Source organism: Streptomyces sp. NPDC058751 (assembly GCF_042746485.1).
Taxonomy (GTDB): domain Bacteria; phylum Actinomycetota; class Actinomycetes; order Streptomycetales; family Streptomycetaceae; genus Streptomyces.
Genome location: NZ_JBHYPZ010000018.1, coordinates 51,065 through 67,031 on the forward strand (window position 1 = coordinate 51,065; position 15,967 = coordinate 67,031).

General features: G+C 72.7%; 14 protein-coding genes and 1 tRNA gene. 7 read left to right on the forward strand and 8 right to left on the reverse strand.

What is annotated here, in order from left to right:
• The first annotated feature begins 238 nt into the window (after positions 1–238).
• From ACFW6B_RS18385 to ACFW6B_RS18395, 3 genes are all read left to right on the forward strand, one after another.
• The gene (locus ACFW6B_RS18385; RefSeq protein ID WP_386597216.1) at positions 239–1,405 is read left to right on the forward strand and encodes an FAD-dependent oxidoreductase; all 1,167 of its coding nucleotides are present in this window, start codon (positions 239–241) and stop codon (positions 1,403–1,405) included.
• A 68-nt stretch (positions 1,406–1,473) separates the two neighbouring features.
• On the forward strand, positions 1,474–2,454 hold the full coding sequence (locus ACFW6B_RS18390) for a zinc-binding dehydrogenase (protein ID WP_386597218.1): 981 nt from the start codon (positions 1,474–1,476) through the stop codon (positions 2,452–2,454).
• 146 nt (positions 2,455–2,600) lie between these two features.
• The gene (locus ACFW6B_RS18395; protein ID WP_386597220.1) at positions 2,601–4,100 is read left to right on the forward strand and encodes an MFS transporter; all 1,500 of its coding nucleotides are present in this window, start codon (positions 2,601–2,603) and stop codon (positions 4,098–4,100) included.
• 51 nt (positions 4,101–4,151) lie between these two features.
• On the opposite strand, the gene ACFW6B_RS18400 is transcribed toward ACFW6B_RS18395, so the two are convergent.
• A complete protein-coding gene (locus ACFW6B_RS18400; RefSeq protein WP_386597222.1) occupies positions 4,152–5,558 on the reverse strand; it encodes an NAD(P)/FAD-dependent oxidoreductase in 1,407 nt (468 codons plus the stop codon).
• A 9-nt stretch (positions 5,559–5,567) separates the two neighbouring features.
• The gene (locus ACFW6B_RS18405) at positions 5,568–6,221 is read right to left on the reverse strand and encodes a rhomboid-like protein (RefSeq protein ID WP_386597224.1); all 654 of its coding nucleotides are present in this window, start codon (positions 6,219–6,221) and stop codon (positions 5,568–5,570) included.
• Positions 6,222–6,358: 137 nt separating this feature from the next.
• On the opposite strand from ACFW6B_RS18405, the gene ACFW6B_RS18410 reads away from it, so the two are divergent.
• Positions 6,359–6,838, forward strand: coding sequence for a GNAT family N-acetyltransferase (locus ACFW6B_RS18410; RefSeq protein ID WP_386597226.1), 480 nt, complete (start codon positions 6,359–6,361; stop codon positions 6,836–6,838).
• A gap of 51 nt (positions 6,839–6,889) precedes the next feature.
• On the opposite strand, the gene ACFW6B_RS18415 is transcribed toward ACFW6B_RS18410, so the two are convergent.
• Positions 6,890–6,963 (reverse strand) — tRNA-Thr (locus ACFW6B_RS18415).
• A gap of 238 nt (positions 6,964–7,201) precedes the next feature.
• On the opposite strand from ACFW6B_RS18415, the gene ACFW6B_RS18420 reads away from it, so the two are divergent.
• The 3 genes from ACFW6B_RS18420 to ACFW6B_RS18430 all read left to right on the forward strand — a co-directional run bounded on the left by ACFW6B_RS18420 (position 7,202) and on the right by ACFW6B_RS18430 (position 9,950).
• Positions 7,202–8,338 carry an ABC transporter ATP-binding protein gene (locus ACFW6B_RS18420; RefSeq protein ID WP_386597228.1) on the forward strand — a complete coding sequence of 379 codons (1,137 nt, stop codon included), beginning with the start codon at positions 7,202–7,204 and terminating at the stop codon, positions 8,336–8,338.
• A 245-nt stretch (positions 8,339–8,583) separates the two neighbouring features.
• Entirely contained in the window at positions 8,584–9,033 is a 450-nt protein-coding gene (locus tag ACFW6B_RS18425; protein WP_386597232.1) for a hypothetical protein, read from the forward strand.
• 185 nt (positions 9,034–9,218) lie between these two features.
• Positions 9,219–9,950, forward strand: a complete 732-nt coding sequence (locus ACFW6B_RS18430) for an NDP-sugar synthase (protein ID WP_386597234.1) — start codon at positions 9,219–9,221, stop codon at positions 9,948–9,950.
• 140 nt (positions 9,951–10,090) lie between these two features.
• Here the strand turns inward: ACFW6B_RS18430 and ACFW6B_RS18435 are convergent, their stop codons facing one another.
• The 5 genes from ACFW6B_RS18435 to ispD all read right to left on the reverse strand — a co-directional run bounded on the left by ACFW6B_RS18435 (position 10,091) and on the right by ispD (position 15,950).
• On the reverse strand, positions 10,091–11,836 hold the full coding sequence (locus ACFW6B_RS18435) for a DoxX family protein (RefSeq protein WP_386597402.1): 1,746 nt from the start codon (positions 11,834–11,836) through the stop codon (positions 10,091–10,093).
• 124 nt (positions 11,837–11,960) lie between these two features.
• Positions 11,961–12,902, reverse strand: coding sequence for a 23S rRNA (guanosine(2251)-2'-O)-methyltransferase RlmB (gene rlmB / locus ACFW6B_RS18440; protein WP_386597236.1), 942 nt, complete (start codon positions 12,900–12,902; stop codon positions 11,961–11,963).
• 119 nt (positions 12,903–13,021) lie between these two features.
• The gene (gene cysS, locus ACFW6B_RS18445; RefSeq protein ID WP_386597238.1) at positions 13,022–14,422 is read right to left on the reverse strand and encodes a cysteine--tRNA ligase; all 1,401 of its coding nucleotides are present in this window, start codon (positions 14,420–14,422) and stop codon (positions 13,022–13,024) included.
• 243 nt (positions 14,423–14,665) lie between these two features.
• Positions 14,666–15,208 carry a 2-C-methyl-D-erythritol 2,4-cyclodiphosphate synthase gene (gene ispF, locus ACFW6B_RS18450; RefSeq protein WP_386597240.1) on the reverse strand — a complete coding sequence of 181 codons (543 nt, stop codon included), beginning with the start codon at positions 15,206–15,208 and terminating at the stop codon, positions 14,666–14,668.
• Complete coding sequence (ispD, locus tag ACFW6B_RS18455) at positions 15,198–15,950, reverse strand: 2-C-methyl-D-erythritol 4-phosphate cytidylyltransferase (protein ID WP_386597242.1); 753 nt, start codon at positions 15,948–15,950, stop codon at positions 15,198–15,200. The genes ispF and ispD overlap by 11 nt, the downstream gene beginning before the upstream one ends.
• Between the last annotated feature and the right edge of the window lie 17 nt (positions 15,951–15,967).

Below are 15,967 nucleotides of genomic sequence, written 5' to 3' on the forward strand. Positions count from 1 at the left end.
CCTTCGCGCCCGTCCCGCCGCGCCCGCCCGCCGCTCTCCTCACCATGCCCCCATCCTGCCCGCCCCCACCGACAACGGGCCCCGGCCCGCGACGGCCGGCGCCCCGGCCTGCGAGAACGCCGGGCATGTCACATCCCCGGGCCCCGTTCCGTCGTACACGCGAAAAGGCCTGTCGTCACAGCACCGCCGCGACCCCGGGCACAGGACAGCCGACAGCGAGCAGAGGAGACCCCCAGCCATGCACCGCATCACCGTCATCGGCGGCGGCTTCGCCGGACTCACCGCCGCCATCACCGCCGCCGAGGCGGGCGCCGAGGTCACCGTGTACGAGGCCCACCACACCCTCGGTGGACGGGCCCGGACCGCCGAGGGACCGTACCGGACGAACGAGGGACCGCACGCCCTCTACAGCGCGGGCCCGCACTGGACCTGGCTCAAGCAGCGGGACCTGGTCGGAGCGCTCGCCCCGATCCCGCCCCTGGAGGCCGCCCGGCTGCGGCTGCGGCACAAGGGCGTGCTGCGCCGCACCCCGCCGTTCGCGATGCTGAAGCTGCTGCGGCGCTCCTGCCAGCAGGCCCCGGCGGACGTCGACTTCCTGACCTGGGCGACCGGGCAGGCCGGGGAGGAGGGCGCGCGGGCCGCGGCCCACTACTCGGCCGTCGCGCTCTTCCACCACGATCCCGGTTCGCTGTCGGCGGCGTTCGTGCAGCAGCGGCTGCGCCGGGCCATGAAGGTGCCGACGGAGGTGCACTGCCCCCGGGGCGGCTGGGCGAACGTCATCGACCGGATGGCGGGGCGGGCGTGGAACCTCGGCGTGCGGATGGAGACGCTGGCCCGGGTGGACACCGTCCCCACCGGCGGGGGCCCGGTCGTCGTCGCCACCTCGCTCGACTCGGCCCGCCGTCTCCTGGGGGACGACTCGCTGACCTGGACGAGCGGCCGCACCACCCTGGTCGACCTGGCGCTGCGCAGCCGTCGCGGGGACGCGTTCGCGGTCTCCGACCTGGACGCGCCGGGCTGGATCGAGCGTTTCACCGCCCGGGACCGCACCCTCGCCCCGGCCGGGGAGCAGCTGCTCCAGGGGCAGATCCCGATCGCCCCGGGAGAGTCCAGGGCGATCGGCGCCGCCCGTGCCGAGGAACTGCTCGACCTCGCCTTCGAGGGCTGGCGTGAGCGGGTCACCTGGCGGCGCACGAGCGTCGCGAACGGCCGTACGGGAGCGGTCGACCTGCCCGGTACGACCTGGCGGGACCGCCCGCGCATCGACCGGGGCGACGGCGTCTACCTCGTGGGCGACCAGGTCGCGGCTCCCGGGGTGCTCTCGGAGGTGTCCTTCAACAGCGCGATGGAGGCCGTGTCGCTGGCCCTGGGCATCCGGGAGCGCCTTGACCTCAAGCGGGCTTGAGGTTGAACCCTGGTCCCCGGTCCCGCAGATCCCGCAGCCCGCAGATCCCGCAGCCCGAGGAGCCCCCGATGCACGCGATCCGACTGCACGCCTTCGGCCCCGCCGAGAACCTCGTCCTGGAGCGGACCGAGGACCCCGAGCCCGGGCCCGGCCAGGTCCGGATCGCCGTGGCCGCCGCGGGGGTCCACCTCCTGGACACCGCCCTGCGCGCGGGCGTGCGGGGCGGCCCGGCCCCGCGGCCCGACCTGCCGACCGTCCCCGGCCGGGAGGTCGCCGGAACCGTCGAGTCCGTCGGCGAGGGCGTGGCCGGGTCCTGGCTCGGCAGGCGCGTCGTCGCCCACCTCGGTTTCGCCCCCGGGGGTTACGCCGAGCTGGCGGTCACGGACGTCGGGCGTCTCCACGACGTTCCCGGGAACCTCGACTTCGCGCAGGCCGTCGCCATGATCGGGACGGGCCGTACGGCCATGGGGATCGTGCAGTTCGCCGAGTTCGGCCCCTCCTCCGTGGTCGTCGTGCCCGCGGCGGCCGGCGGCATCGGCACGCTCCTGGTGCAGTACGCGCGCCACGCGGGCGCGACCGTCGTGGGCCTGGCGGGCGGCCCCGAGAAGGTGGCGCTGGCCCGCGCGAACGGCGCCGATCCGGCCGTCGACTACACCGATCCCGGCTGGCCGGGGAAGGTCCGCGCGCACCTCGGCGGCCGGGCGGCGACCCTCGTGCTCGACGGGGTCGGCGGCGACGTGGCCCGGGACGCCGTCGCCCTGCTCGGACCCGGCGGCCGGCACCTCGTCTTCGGCTGGTCGGGCGCGGGCCTCGTCGACGGTTCCGCGTACCTCGTGGAAGGGGTGTCCGAGCAGGTGCTCGGTCCCGTGATGATGCGCGGGGCGGGCGGGCCCGACCCCGTGCGGACCCTGGAGCTGCGGGCCCTGGCCGAGGCCGCCGCCGGGCGTCTCGTCCCGGCCGTCACGCGCTTCCCCCTCGCCGAGGCCGCCGCCGCGCACCGGGCCCTGGAGAACAGGGCCACGACCGGGAAGGTGGTCCTGGAGCCATGACCACGGGCCGGCGGAAGCCGCCCGGCGAACCCGCGCCGTCCGGACGGAACACGGCCCGCGGACCGGTGCCGTCCGGACGGAACACACCCCGTGGACCGGTGCCGTCCGAAGATGCGGCCCCTTCTGTTTCATGGTCTTCTGAGCGAATGAGTGTCACCCGGACAGGTGAACCGGAGGCGCCTGCGGGTCCCGACCCGCACCGCTGGTGGGCACTGGTGGTCATCGCGCTCGCCCAGCTCATGGTGGTGCTGGACGCGACGATCGTGAACATCGCCCTCCCGTCCGCCCAGCGTGATCTCGGGATGTCCGACGGCAACCGGCAGTGGGTCATCACGGCCTACACGCTGGCCTTCGGTGGGCTGCTGCTGCTGGGCGGCCGGGTCGCCGACCTGGTGGGGCGCAAACGCACGTTCGTCATCGGGCTGATCGGCTTCGCGGCGGCGTCGGGGCTCGGCGGCGCGGCCACCACGTCCGGCATGCTGTTCGCCGCCCGCGCCCTCCAGGGCGCGTTCGCCGCCCTGCTCGCGCCCTCGGCGCTGTCCCTGCTGACCACCACCTTCACCGACCCGAGGGAACGCGGCAAGGCGTTCGGCATCTACGGGGCGCTGGCGGGCTCGGGCGCGGCGATCGGCTTCATCGTGGGCGGTCTGCTGACGGAGTACCTGAACTGGCGCTGGTGCCTGTACGTCAACATCCCCATCGCCGTCGTCGCGGTCTTCGGCGCGTTCGGGCTGCTGCGCGACCGGCCCGGCCACAAGGACGTCCGGCTGGACGTGCCCGGCGCGGTGCTGGGCTGCGGCGGGCTGGTGGCGATCGTCTACGGGTTCGCCGAGGCGGAGTCGCGCGGCTGGACGGACGCCCTGGTGCTGGGTCTCCTCACGGGCGGGGTCGCGCTGCTGGCGGTGTTCGTGTGGTGGCAGAACAGGGCGCCGAGCCCGCTCCTGCCGCTGCACATCGTCAAGGACCGCAACCGCGCCGGCTGCTTCCTGACGATGGGGCTCGCCGTCATCGGCATGTTCGGCGTGTTCCTGTTCATGACCTACTACCTCCAGGTCGTCCTCGCGTACTCGCCGATGAAGACCGGGCTCGCCTTCCTGCCGCTGACCGTCGCCATCATCATCGGCTCGACGCAGATCTCGGCGCGGCTGCTGCCCCGCGTGGCCCCGCGCGCGCTGATGGTCCCGGGGATGGTCCTGGCCGCCTGCGGCATGCTGGTCTTCACCCGGCTCACCGTCGACTCCGACTACGCGGGCGAGCTGCTGCCCGGTCTGCTCCTGCTGGGCCTCGGCATGGGGCTGACCTTCATGCCCGTCTTCGCCACCGCCACCGCCGGGGTCGCCCCGCAGGACGCGGGCGTGACCTCGGCGACGGTCAACACCTCGCAGCAGGTCGGCGGTTCCATCGGCACGGCGCTGCTGAACACCATCGCCACCACCAGCAGCACCGCCTACGTCGCCGCCCATCTCCGCGACCCCGCGCAGAAGGCGCTGGTCGTCCGCGAGGGCACCGTCCACGGCTACACCGTGGCGATCTGGTGGGCGGTCGGGATCATGCTCCTGGCGGGCCTGATCGCGGGCCTCATGGTCACGGCCAAGGCCCCCCGGCACGCGCCGACGGACACGGCGGTCCCGGAGTCGGTGACCTGACCGCGGAACCCCGGGACCGCCGGCCGTCGGCCTACGGCTCGCGGGACCGGGTCAGTGACGTCCCGCCACCCGGTCGGCGATCCGCGCCAGACGGGACGACCCGGGGCTGTGCGTGGTCCGTTCGCGGCGGTCGGCCGTGCGGTAGGTCGCGTACATGCCGTGGACGCCGATCCAGCGGAAGGGCTCCGGTTCCCACTTGCGGACCTCGTGGCCGACCCAGGGCAGGCCGGTCAGCTCGGTCGCGTCCGCCCGGCCGGAGTCCCGCAGCACGAGGTCGCGCAGGGTGCGGCCGGCGAGGTTGGCGGTGGCGACGCCGGAGCCGACGTAGCCGCCGGCCCAGCCGAGGCCGGTCGAGCGGTCCAGGGTGACGGTGGCGCACCAGTCGCGCGGCACTCCCAGGACGCCCGACCAGGCGTGGGAGACCCGGACGCCGGTCAGCGACGGGAAGAGGCGGACGAGGATCTCGTACAGGGCGTCGACGGTGGCGGCCTGGGTGCGGCCGTCGTTGTCGGTGCGCGAGCCGAAGCGGTACGGGACACCCCTGCCGCCGAGCGCGATGCGGCCGTCGGCGGTGCGCTGGGCGTACATGTACGCGTGGGCCATGTCGCCGAGCGTCTCGCGGCCCTCCCAGCCGATCTCCGCCCACTGGCCGTCCGTCAGCGGCTCCGTCGCGATCATGGAGGAGTTCATCGGCAGCCAGGTCCGCTTCTGGCCCTTGAGGTTCGCGGTGAAGCCCTCGGTGCAGCGCAGGACGTAGGGGGCGCGGACGGTGCCGTACGGGGTCACCGCGTGCTGCGGGCGGATCTCGGTCACCGGCGTCCGCTCGTGGATCGTGACGCCGAGCGCCTCGACGGCCGCGGCGAGGCCCTTGACCAGCTTCACGGGATGCAGCCGGGCCCCGTGCGGGGTCCAGGTCGAGCCCACCGCGTCCGCGACCCGGATCCGTTCGGCGGTCTCCTTCGCGCCGTACAGCTCGCGGTCCTCCTCGCCGAACGACAGCTCGTGCGCGTGGAAGGCCTTGAGCCGCGCCAGCTGGGCGGGCGTGTACGCCACCTCCAGGACGCCGCCCCGGTGGATGTCGGCCTCGATCCCTTCCTCGGCGGCCACCCGGACGACCTCGTCCACGGTGTCGTTCATGGCCCGCTGGAGGCGCCCGGCCGCGTCCTCGCCGTGCAGCCGCGCGTACCGGTCGCGGCCCGCGATGCCGTTGTAGAGCCAGCCGCCGTTGCGCCCGGAGGCTCCGTAGCCGCAGAACTTCTGCTCCAGGACGGTGACCCTCAGGGAGGGGTCCGCCTTCTTCAGGTAGTACGCGGTCCACAGTCCCGTGTATCCGCCGCCGACCACGACGACGTCGGCGCTCGCGTCGCCGGGCAGCGGCTCCCGGGGCGCGGGGAGGCCGTCGTCCGCGTACCAGAAGGAGACGCCACCGTTCACGACACTGCCCGCCGAGCTGCTCATGGCGGGACGTTAGCCCCGGGGGGCGCCGGCTGTCTCCTTCGGATTCCCTGTTTTTCCGCGCCCCCGGGTCAACGGATAACAGGCGAGTCCGACGAGGACGGAGGTGAAATGCCCGAGATCGGTGAAGGTCGGCTTGATCGCGAAGGGAATCCCGTACGCCGCCAGGACGGCCACGAGATACGCGTACCGCCAGGGCGGCGCGATCCGGTAGGTGAGCACGCCGACGACCCCCGCGAGCGCGTAGCTCACGCCGATGTCGAGGGTGTCGACCGCGGAGCGCGGCGCCAGGCCGTGGTTGATCGCCCAGAGCAGGGCACCCTCGCTGACCAGCGTCGACAGGACGTGCGCGGCCGCGTTGACCGCGAGCCAGCGGGCGGTTCCCAGCCAGCGTTCGGCGGGCGCCTGGAAGACGGTGTAGAGGACGGCGTACGGCAGCCAGTGGCCGCCGTCGATCCACATCGCGCTCGCGAACAGCACTTGCACCGGCCTGCTCGACAGCTCGCGGATGTTCGTCGAGCGCTGCCGCAGGAAGTCCGCTTCGAAATCCGGGGACATGTGGTGCAGGGCCACGGTGGTGACGAAGAGGATCGTCAGCCAGACGTACGTGCCCGGTGCGCGACGCACATATGTCCACACCCTGTGGACGAACCGTTCACCGCGCATGACCTGATTCACCCATGCCGGAAGCATCCCGTACGCGACCGACATTCCGGACGGACACCAGGCCCGCGGGAACCCCCGCCGGACGGCGAACGGCACCCGCTCCCGGCGACGGGCCGGGAGCACCCTAGGCTCGCCCCATGATCCGCACCGCGACTCCCGACGACATCCCCGTCATCCACGCCATGGTCCGCGAACTCGCCGAGTACGAGAAGGCGTTGGAGGAGGCGAGGGCGACGCCCGAACAGCTCGGCGAGGCGCTGTTCGGGGCGAACCCGGCCGCGTACGCGCACATCGCCGAGGACGACTCCACGGGCGAGCCGGTCGGCTTCTCGGTGTGGTTCCTGAACTTCTCGACCTGGCGCGGAGTCCACGGCATCTACCTGGAGGACCTGTACGTGCGCCCCGCGGCACGCGGCGGCGGCCACGGCAAGGCACTGCTCACGGAACTCGCGCGGACCTGCGTCGAGCGCGGCTACCAGCGCCTGGAGTGGTCCGTCCTGAACTGGAACCGGCCCTCGATCGACTTCTACGAGTCGCTCGGCGCGCGCCCGCAGGACGAGTGGACGGTGTACCGGCTGACGGACGGGGCACTGGAGTCCCTCGGGAAGCGCGGCTGAGGACAGACGAAAGGGCCCAGGTCGCATCTTGGACGACCTGGACCCTCCCGGAGCCCCCTGTCGGATTCGAACCGACGACCTACGCATTACAAGTGCGTTGCTCTGGCCATCTGAGCTAAGGAGGCGTGCAGCGCGCGCGGGGCGTGCGTGCCCGTGCAGTGTACCCACGTCGCAGTGGGGGGCCGTCGAAAGTTTCCGGGAACTTCACAGGGGCCGAGTACTGACAGAACGCACGACCGCCGGGTAGCGTCCTTACCCGGTCCACTCGCATGGACTACACCACTATGGGCGTTTCCATAGTGGATCACCACCTTTACAACGGATCGTCCGGCACGTTCCTGCCGGTGAAGGGGGCCCATCACCATGGCCACTGTCACGTTCGACAAGGCGACCCGGATCTACCCGGGTTCCGAGAAGCCCGCCGTCGACGGCCTGGACATCGAGATCGCCGACGGCGAGTTCCTTGTCCTCGTCGGTCCGTCCGGCTGCGGCAAGTCCACCTCGCTCCGCATGCTCGCGGGGCTCGAGGACGTCAACGGCGGCGCCATCCGCATCGGCGACCGCGACGTCACGCACCTGCCGCCCAAGGACCGGGACATCGCGATGGTGTTCCAGAACTACGCGCTCTACCCGCACATGACCGTCGCCGACAACATGGGCTTCGCGCTCAAGATCGCCGGCGTCAACAAGGCCGAGATCCGCCAGAAGGTCGAGGACGCGGCGAAGATCCTCGACCTCACCGAGTACCTCGGCCGCAAGCCGAAGGCGCTCTCCGGCGGTCAGCGCCAGCGTGTCGCCATGGGCCGCGCCATCGTGCGCGAGCCCCAGGTCTTCCTGATGGACGAGCCGCTGTCGAACCTCGACGCCAAGCTCCGCGTCTCGACCCGTACGCAGATCGCCTCGCTCCAGCGCCGCCTGGGCATCACCACGGTGTACGTCACCCACGACCAGGTCGAGGCCATGACCATGGGCGACCGCGTGGCCGTGCTCAAGGACGGCCTGCTCCAGCAGGTCGACTCGCCGCGCAACATGTACGACCGCCCGGCCAACCTCTTCGTCGCCGGCTTCATCGGCTCCCCGGCCATGAACCTGGTCGAGGTCCCGATCACCGACGGCGGCGTGAAGTTCGGCAACAGCGTCGTCCCGGTCAGCCGCGAGGCCCTCCAGGCCGCCGCCGACAAGGGCGACCGCACGGTCACCGTCGGCGTGCGCCCCGAGCACTTCGACGTCGTGGAGCACAACGGCGAAGCCGCCAAGTCGCTCTCCAAGGACACCGAGGACGCCCCGGCCGGTCTCGCCGTCTCCGTGAACGTGGTCGAGGAGCTCGGCGCCGACGGCTACGTCTACGGCTCCGTCAAGGTCGGCGACGAGCAGAAGGACCTCGTCGTCCGCGTGAGCGGCCGCGCCGTCCCGGACAAGGGCGCCACCCTGCACGTCGTGCCGCGCCCGGGCGAGATCCACGTGTTCTCCACCTCGACGGGCGAGCGCCTGTCCGACTGACGTCCGCGTCATCCGGGCGGAAGCACTCACCCCCGGAAGGGTTGAATCCACCCAAGTTGACGAAGAGGGCCCCGCGGCCGGCCGCGGGGCCCTCTTCGTTGCCGGTGGATATCGTGGCAGACCGGTCGTTTCGATCTCCGCACGAAAGCCGTACGTCAACCCGCCACCCGGAAAACCCGCTTCCCCGTCCCCCTAACCGGTGACTAAATGTCGCCAAATCATCACTCCGCGCTACCCTCACTCGCGTGAAGTACTCCACCACTAACCAGCGGCCCCGGCGCGGCCGTGGCCCCGCCCGCCAGATCGGCCGGACCCTCGCCCTCGTTCTGCCTGTCGTCCTGGTGCTCTCCGGGACTCTCGCGGTCACCCAAGTCGCCTGGTCGGGGAACCCCTCGAGCTCGGTGCTCACCGCGTCCTCCGAGGAGGTCTCGACGCGCGCCGTCTCCCGCGCTCCACAGGACGTCCTGCGCGACAGGCTCCTCCTGGAGCTCCAGGAGAAGAACCCGGGCGTGGCCCTCACCCACCTCCAGCAGGCGGTGAACGGCCGTCCGTCGCTCGCGAAGCACTGCGTCTCCATCGCCCGCGCCCTCGGCCGCGCCGCGGTCCGCGCGTACGGCCCGACGCGCGCCCAGTCCTTCGCCCGGCCCGTCTGCGACACGGCGTTCGCCTCGGGGGTCGCGGCCACCCGTCTCTGAGGTCACCGCGCCCGGGCCCGTACCCCCTCCCGCGCCCGGGCCGGCGCCCGAACGCCGCACCCGGACCGCTCCCCTCGGAGACCCCGGCTCCCAGCTCCCTCCGAGGGGTGCCGCCCCCGGCGACGGCCGGCCGGGGAACGGCTGCCCGGGAAAGCGCGTGCGGGGGTGGCACGTACAGTTCGGACATGACCGATCCGAACGCCGCGTTGCGCCCCGTTCAAGCCGTCGTCCTGGCCGGCGGCCAGGGTTCCCGGCTGCGTCCCTACACCGACGACCGGCCCAAGCCGATGGTCGAGATTCCCGGCACCGGGACACCGATCATCGGCCACCAGCTCACCTGGCTCGCCGAAGAGGGCGTGACCGACGTCGTCGTCTCCTGCGGTCACCTCGCCGACGTCCTCCAGAACTGGCTGGACTCGGCCGACCTCCCCTTGAACGTCACGACGGTCGTCGAGACGGAACCCCTCGGCCGCGGCGGTGGCCTCAAGTACGCCGCCGCCCGCCTGCCGCACCCCGACCGGCCCTGGTACGCGACGAACGGTGACATCTGGACCCGTTTCTCGCTGCGCGACATGGCGGACTTCCACACCGAGCGCGACGCCGTCGCCACGCTCGCGCTGGCCCGTCCGCGCATCCCGTGGGGCGCCGTCAAGACGGACGGCTTCGGTCACATCACGGACTTCATCGAGGCCCCGCCCTCCACGTTCGAGATCAACGCGGGCGTCTACGTCTTCTCGCCCGAGTTCACCGACATGCTCCCCGAGCGCGGCGACCACGAGCGCACCACGTTCCCCCGGCTGGCCCGCGAACGCCGGCTGTCCGGCTTCCCGATCCCGCAGGGCGCCTACTGGCGTGCCATCGACACCGCCAAGGACCTCACGGAGGCGGCGAAGGAACTCGCGGCCCTGAGCCGCTAGGGCCGCACTGGAGACACCCCCGCACCGCCGCCGAGAGCCTCGCCGGAGGTGACGGCACGACGGCAGGGCCCCGCACGTCCGTGTGCGGGGCCCTGCCGTCGTCGCGCCCGGCCGGACGGCCGTCGCGCGTGAGTGGGACGTCAGCCCAGCAGGCCGCCGACCAGGCCCGGCTGGCCGGCCGACGAGCTCCCGCCGGTGGAGGAGGTGCCGCTCCCGGTGCCCGTGCCGCCGGTGCTCCCGGTGCCGGCGCTGCCGCCGGGCGCCGTGCCACCGCCACCGCCACTGCCACCGCCACCGCTGGAGGGACCCGTGCTGGTGCTCGGGGCCTGCTCCACCGGCGAGGGCTGCTCGGGCGGCGCCTGACCGCTGCCCTGGGTCTGGCTGGGCTGCTGCCCACCGCCCACCGGGGCCGTCTCCTGGGTCGCGTCCGGCGTGCCCGCCGTGTGCGACGGGGTCGCGGAGCTGCTCCGGGTGGGCTCCTCGGAGGCCGACGGGGTGGCCTTCTGACGCCGTTCGCCGGGCGTCTCGGGGAGCGGGGAGCCGGGCAGTTCGTTGCGCGGGGCCTCGCCGGGACCGGGGACCACGATCCGGCTGGAGTCGCGGACGGCTCCGCCGAGGAGCGAGCCGACGAGCAGGACCAGTCCGACGACGACGGCCGTGAGCAGCGCGCCCCGCCGCAGCACACGAGCGCGCAGGTCCCAGATGTCGGCACGCGGCCCGAGCGTCCGCCATGCCTCGCTGGAGAGCCGTCCGTCGGCGGAGTAGACCGGGGCGCCCGCGATGATCAGCGGGGACCAGGCGGCGAGGTAGATGATGTCGGGCGTCTCGTAGACGGGCACCGTCTTCCAGCTGACGGTGACGATGAACGCCGCCGACAGCATCGCACCGACTCCGGCCGCCAACCGCTGCCACAGCCCGAGGACGGTCAGGACGCCGACGATGACCTGGAGGAAGGCGATGACCAGTCCGGAGCCGACGGGGTGCTGGAGCGCGAACTGCCGCAGCGGCTCGGCGACTTCCCACGGGTGCAGCGTGTCGAGCCACTTCGTCATGGAGCCGCGCTTGCCGCCGTCGAAGTAGACGGGGTCGCAGAGCTTGCCCATGCCGGCGTAGACGGAGATGGATCCGAGGAGGACGCGCAGCGGCAGCAGCACGACGCCGAGGTTCATGCGGCGCCCGGGGTGATAGGCGTGCCGGACCGTGTCGGAGCCGCGCCGCCTGACGGGGGCGTCGCGCTCCGGTTCCTCGAAGCCGTCGTCCTCGAAGCGGTCGTCCCCGTAACCGTCGCCCGCGTAGCCGTCGCCCGCGAAGCCGTCGCCGGTGTAGGCGTGTTCGCCGTAGCGCGGTTCGTCGTAGGCGCTGCCCGCGCCGCGCATCTGGGGCAGCAGTCGCTGCTGTTCGCCGAGGGGGGAGCGCTGGCTGCCGACGAGGGGCGTCTCGACCGTGTCGACCGTCAGGTCGCCCGCGTAGCCGGGCTGTTCGCCGATGCGCGGGATGACCCGGGTCGAACCTGCGTCGGCCGTCGGCCCGGTGGAACCCTGGGCCGTGCCCACGTTCCGTGCGGCCTGGAGCAGTCGGTGGGCGCCGGTGTCGTCCGGCGCGGACTTCCCGCTCCAGACGACGGGCACGCGGCGGCGGGCTCCGCCGGCCGGCCGGGCCACGCCCGCCCGGCCCGGCGCGCCGGCGCCGGCGCCGGGAGATCCCGAGTGCCGCGCGATGCGCGGGGACTGGCCCCGTGACGCACCCGCCAACTGGACGCGGAAGCTCGCATGGTTGACGATGACCTGCGCCGGATCGCTCGGCACCTTCACCATGCTCAGCGCGGGAGCGTCGTCGTATCCCGACGAGCGGTCCCCCGTGGGTGTGCGGGGTGTTCTGGTGTCCACACTCATCTAACCGAGTGACGTGTGGTTAGGACACTGCCTTGACCACGCCGAACTGTCCGGACCGCGTCAAGATCATTCAGAACGCCCCGGTCACCCCGCGAGGGGTGACCGTCCGCACGTCCGTTCAGGCGCGTCGGCGCGCCGCCTCGTACAGCACGATTCCCGCGGCCACACCGGCGTTCAGCGACTCCGTGCCACCGGGCATCGGGATCCGCACCCGGAAGTCGCAGGTCTCGCCGACGAGTCGGGACAGGCCCTTGCCCTCGCTGCCGACGACGATGACGACGGGGCCGCCCAGCGCCTCCAGGTCGCCGACCTCGGCCTCGCCGTCCGCGGCCAGGCCGACCACCACGAGGCCGGCCTTCTTGTACGCCTCCAGGGCGCGCGTCAGGTTGGCGGCGCGCGCGACGGGCGTACGGGCGGCGGCGCCGGCCGACGTCTTCCAGGCACCGGCGGTCATGCCGGCCGCGCGCCGCTCGGGTACGACGACGCCGTGGCCGCCGAAGGCGGAGGCGGAACGGACGACCGCGCCGAGGTTGCGCGGGTCGGTCACGCCGTCGAGGGCGACGATCAGCGGGTCCTGGCCCTCGTCGTACGCGGCGGCGGCGAGGTCCTCGGGGTGCGCGTACTCGTACGGCGGGACCTGGAGGACGAGACCCTGGTGGTTGAGCCCGTTGGTCATGCGGTCGAGCTCGGGGCGCGGGGCCTCCATCAGGTGGATGCCGCCGCGGTCGGCGACGAGCTGGAGCGCCTCGCGGACCCGCTCGTCGTTGTCGATGAACTGCTGGACGTAGAGAGTCGTCGCGGGGACGCCCTCGCGCAGCGCCTCGACGACGGGGTTGCGGCCGACGACCATCTCGGAGGTGCCCTTGCCGCCGCGGCCGCGGGGCGCGGGACGGCGGACGACCTGCTTCGCCTTGGCGTTGGCGATGCGGTTCTTCTTGTGGCCCTTGCGCATCTCGGCGGGCGGGGTCGGGCCCTTGCCCTCCAGGCCACGGCGCCGCTGGCCACCGCTGCCGACCTGCGCGCCCTTCTTGCCGGACATGCGGCGGTTGTTAGCAGCCATGACCTACCTGTCTGTTCGAGACGTGCGTGCGTACGTATATGAAGTGTGCCGCCCGGAGGTCCGGGCGGCACAATCGATCAAGGCCGACCGGGGTCGGCCGGAATCGCCGGAGCGGGTCCTCAGCGCGGTCCGAGCGTCCAGCGCGGCCCCTGCGGGCTGTCCTCGATGACCAGGCCGGACTGGTTGAGCTGGTCGCGGATGGCGTCCGCGGCGGCCCAGTCCTTGCGGGCGCGGGCGGCCTCGCGCTGGTCGAGGACCAGGTGGACGAGGGTGTCGACGACCCCGTGCAGATCGTCGCCGCGGTCGCCCTCCTCGGCCCACGCCGGGTCGAGCGGGTCGAGTCCGAGGACGCCGAGCATGGCCCGTACCTCGGCGAGGCGGGCGACGGCGGCTTCCTTGTCGTCGGCGGCTAGGGCGGAGTTCCCCTGGCGGACCGTCGTGTGCACGATGGCGAGCGCCTGGGGGACGCCCAGGTCGTCGTCCATCGCCTCGGCGAACGCGAGCGGCACCTCGGCGGCGGGCTCGACGACGCCCCCCGCCTTCTCGACCACCCGCTGCACGAAGCCCTCGATGCGCGCGAACGCCGACTCGGCGTCGCGCAGGGCCTCCTTGCTGTACTCGATCATGGAGCGGTAGTGCGGGGTGCCGAGGTAGTAGCGCAGCACGATCGGGCGCCACTCCTTGACCATCTTGGAGACGAGGACCGAGTTCCCGAGGGACTTCGACATCTTCTCGCCCTTGAGCGTGACCCAGGCGTTGTGCACCCAGTACGTCGCGAACTCGTCCCCGAAGGCCTTGGCCTGCGCGATCTCGTTCTCGTGGTGCGGGAAGATCAGGTCGAGCCCGCCACCGTGGATGTCGAAGGCGCTGCCCAGGTACTTGTGGGCCATGGCCGAGCACTCCAGGTGCCAGCCCGGACGGCCGCGGCCCCAGGGCGTCTCCCAGCTGGGCTCGCCCGGCTTCGCGGCCTTCCACATGGCGAAGTCGCGCGGGTCGCGCTTGCCGGTCTCGCCCTCGCCCGAGGGCTGGAGCAGGTTGTCGAGCTCCTGGTTGGAGAGTTCGAGATAGCCGTCGAACGACCGCACGTCGAAGTAGACGTTCCCGTCGGCCTCGTAGGCGTGACCGCGCTCGATGAGACCGCGCATCATCTCGATCATCTCGGGGACGTGACCGGTGGCACGGGGCTCGTACGTGGGCGGCAGGCAGCCGAGCACGTCGTAACCGTCGTTGAAGGCACGCTCGTTGGCGTAGCCGATGGACCACCAGGGACGGCCCTCGGCGGCCGACTTGGCGATGATCTTGTCGTCGATGTCCGTGACGTTCCTGATGAACGTCACGTCATAGCCGCGGTACTCGAACCAGCGGCGCATGATGTCGAAGTTGAGGCCCGATCGGATGTGCCCGATGTGCGGTGCGGCCTGCACGGTGGCGCCGCACAGGTAGATCGAGACACAACCCGGCACGAGGGGGGCGAAGTCACGGATCTGCCGGGCGCTGGTGTCGTACAGGCGAATAGTCACGACTCCAGGGTAGTGGGCCCCGGGCAGTGCCCCGAGCCCCTTCCCCCAGCCTTGCCACGTATTCGTGACATACGGGGGAGCCGGGGGGTGTATGGGGGAGCGCCCGGGAGACCGGCCGGTGGCCCCGCCCACCCGGACGCCGGTGCTCCGGACCACCCGGACGCCGGAGTTCCGGACCGCCGGACGGTCGCTGCCCCCGACCACCCGAACGGCCGGTGCCCGGCCGCCCGGACAGCCGGTGTCTCAGTCCGCTCGTACGACCAGGGCCGTGGCGACCGCCATCAGGCCCTCGTCGCGGCCCGGGAACCCGAGCCCGTCCGTCGTGGCGCCCGACACCGACACCGGTGCCCCCACCGCGTCCGACAGGATCTTCTGGGCCTCGTCCCGCCGCTTGCCGATCTTCGGGCGGGGCCCGACGACCTGGACCGCGACGTTGCCGACGGCGAACCCGGCCTCGCGGACGATCCGCGCCGCCTCCTTCAGCAGCACGACGCCCGGCGCCCCGGACCACTCCGGGCGCCCGGTGCCGAAGTGGGCCCCGAGGTCACCGAGGCCCGCCGCGGAGAAGAGCGCGTTGCACGCGGCGTGCGCGACCACGTCGGCGTCGGAGTGCCCGGCGAGTCCGGGCCCCTCCCCCTCCCACTTCAGGCCGGCGCACCACAGCTCCCGCCCTTCCTCGAAGGCGTGGATGTCGGTGCCGATCCCGACCAGCGGGAGCACCAGTCCCTGGACGGGGCCCCCGCCGTGCTCCTGTCCTGCCGTCCGCTCCGGCGTCTCAGAACCCATCGTTGAGCCTCCGTCGTGCGAGAACCGCCTCCGCCAGCACCAGGTCCAGCGGGCGCGTCACCTTGAACGCCTCCTCGTGGCCCGGCACGACCACGACCTGCAGGCCCAACTGCTCGACCATGCTCGCGTCGTCGGTCACGTCGTCCGTGACGGTCTCGTGGGCCCGCAGGAGCGTGGCGCGGTCGAAGCCCTGGGGCGTCTGCACGGCACGCAGCCGGGCCCGCTGCGGGGTGGCCACGACCGGCTCGACCTCCCCGGCGACGGCCGCGGGCTCGACCTCCTTGACGGTGTCGGCGAGCGGCAGCGCCGGAACGACGGCGGGAGCGCCGTCCCGTACGGCCTCGATGACGGCGTCGACGGTGTCGACGGGGACGAGCGGCCGGGCCGCGTCGTGCACCAAAACAATGTCGAAGCCGGGCGGCAGCGCGTCGAGGCCGTACTTCACGGACTCCTGGCGGCTGTCACCGCCCGGGACGACGACGAAGTCGGTGCGCTCGGGCAGCGCGTGCGCGTCGAGCAGCGTCTTGACCTCGGCCGCGCCGTCCGGCGGGGCCACGACGACGACCAGGGAGACCGCCCGCGAGGCGGCCATCGCGCGGACCGCGTGGATGAGCATGGGCGTGCCGTTCAGCGCGCGGAGCGCCTTGGGGGCGCCCGGACCGAGGCGCACACCTCGTCCGGCGGCCGGGATCACGGCTGCGGTGCGGGCCTCCGGCGGCGAAGGGAGCGAAACGTCAGACATCGGTTCCTGTCAGGTTT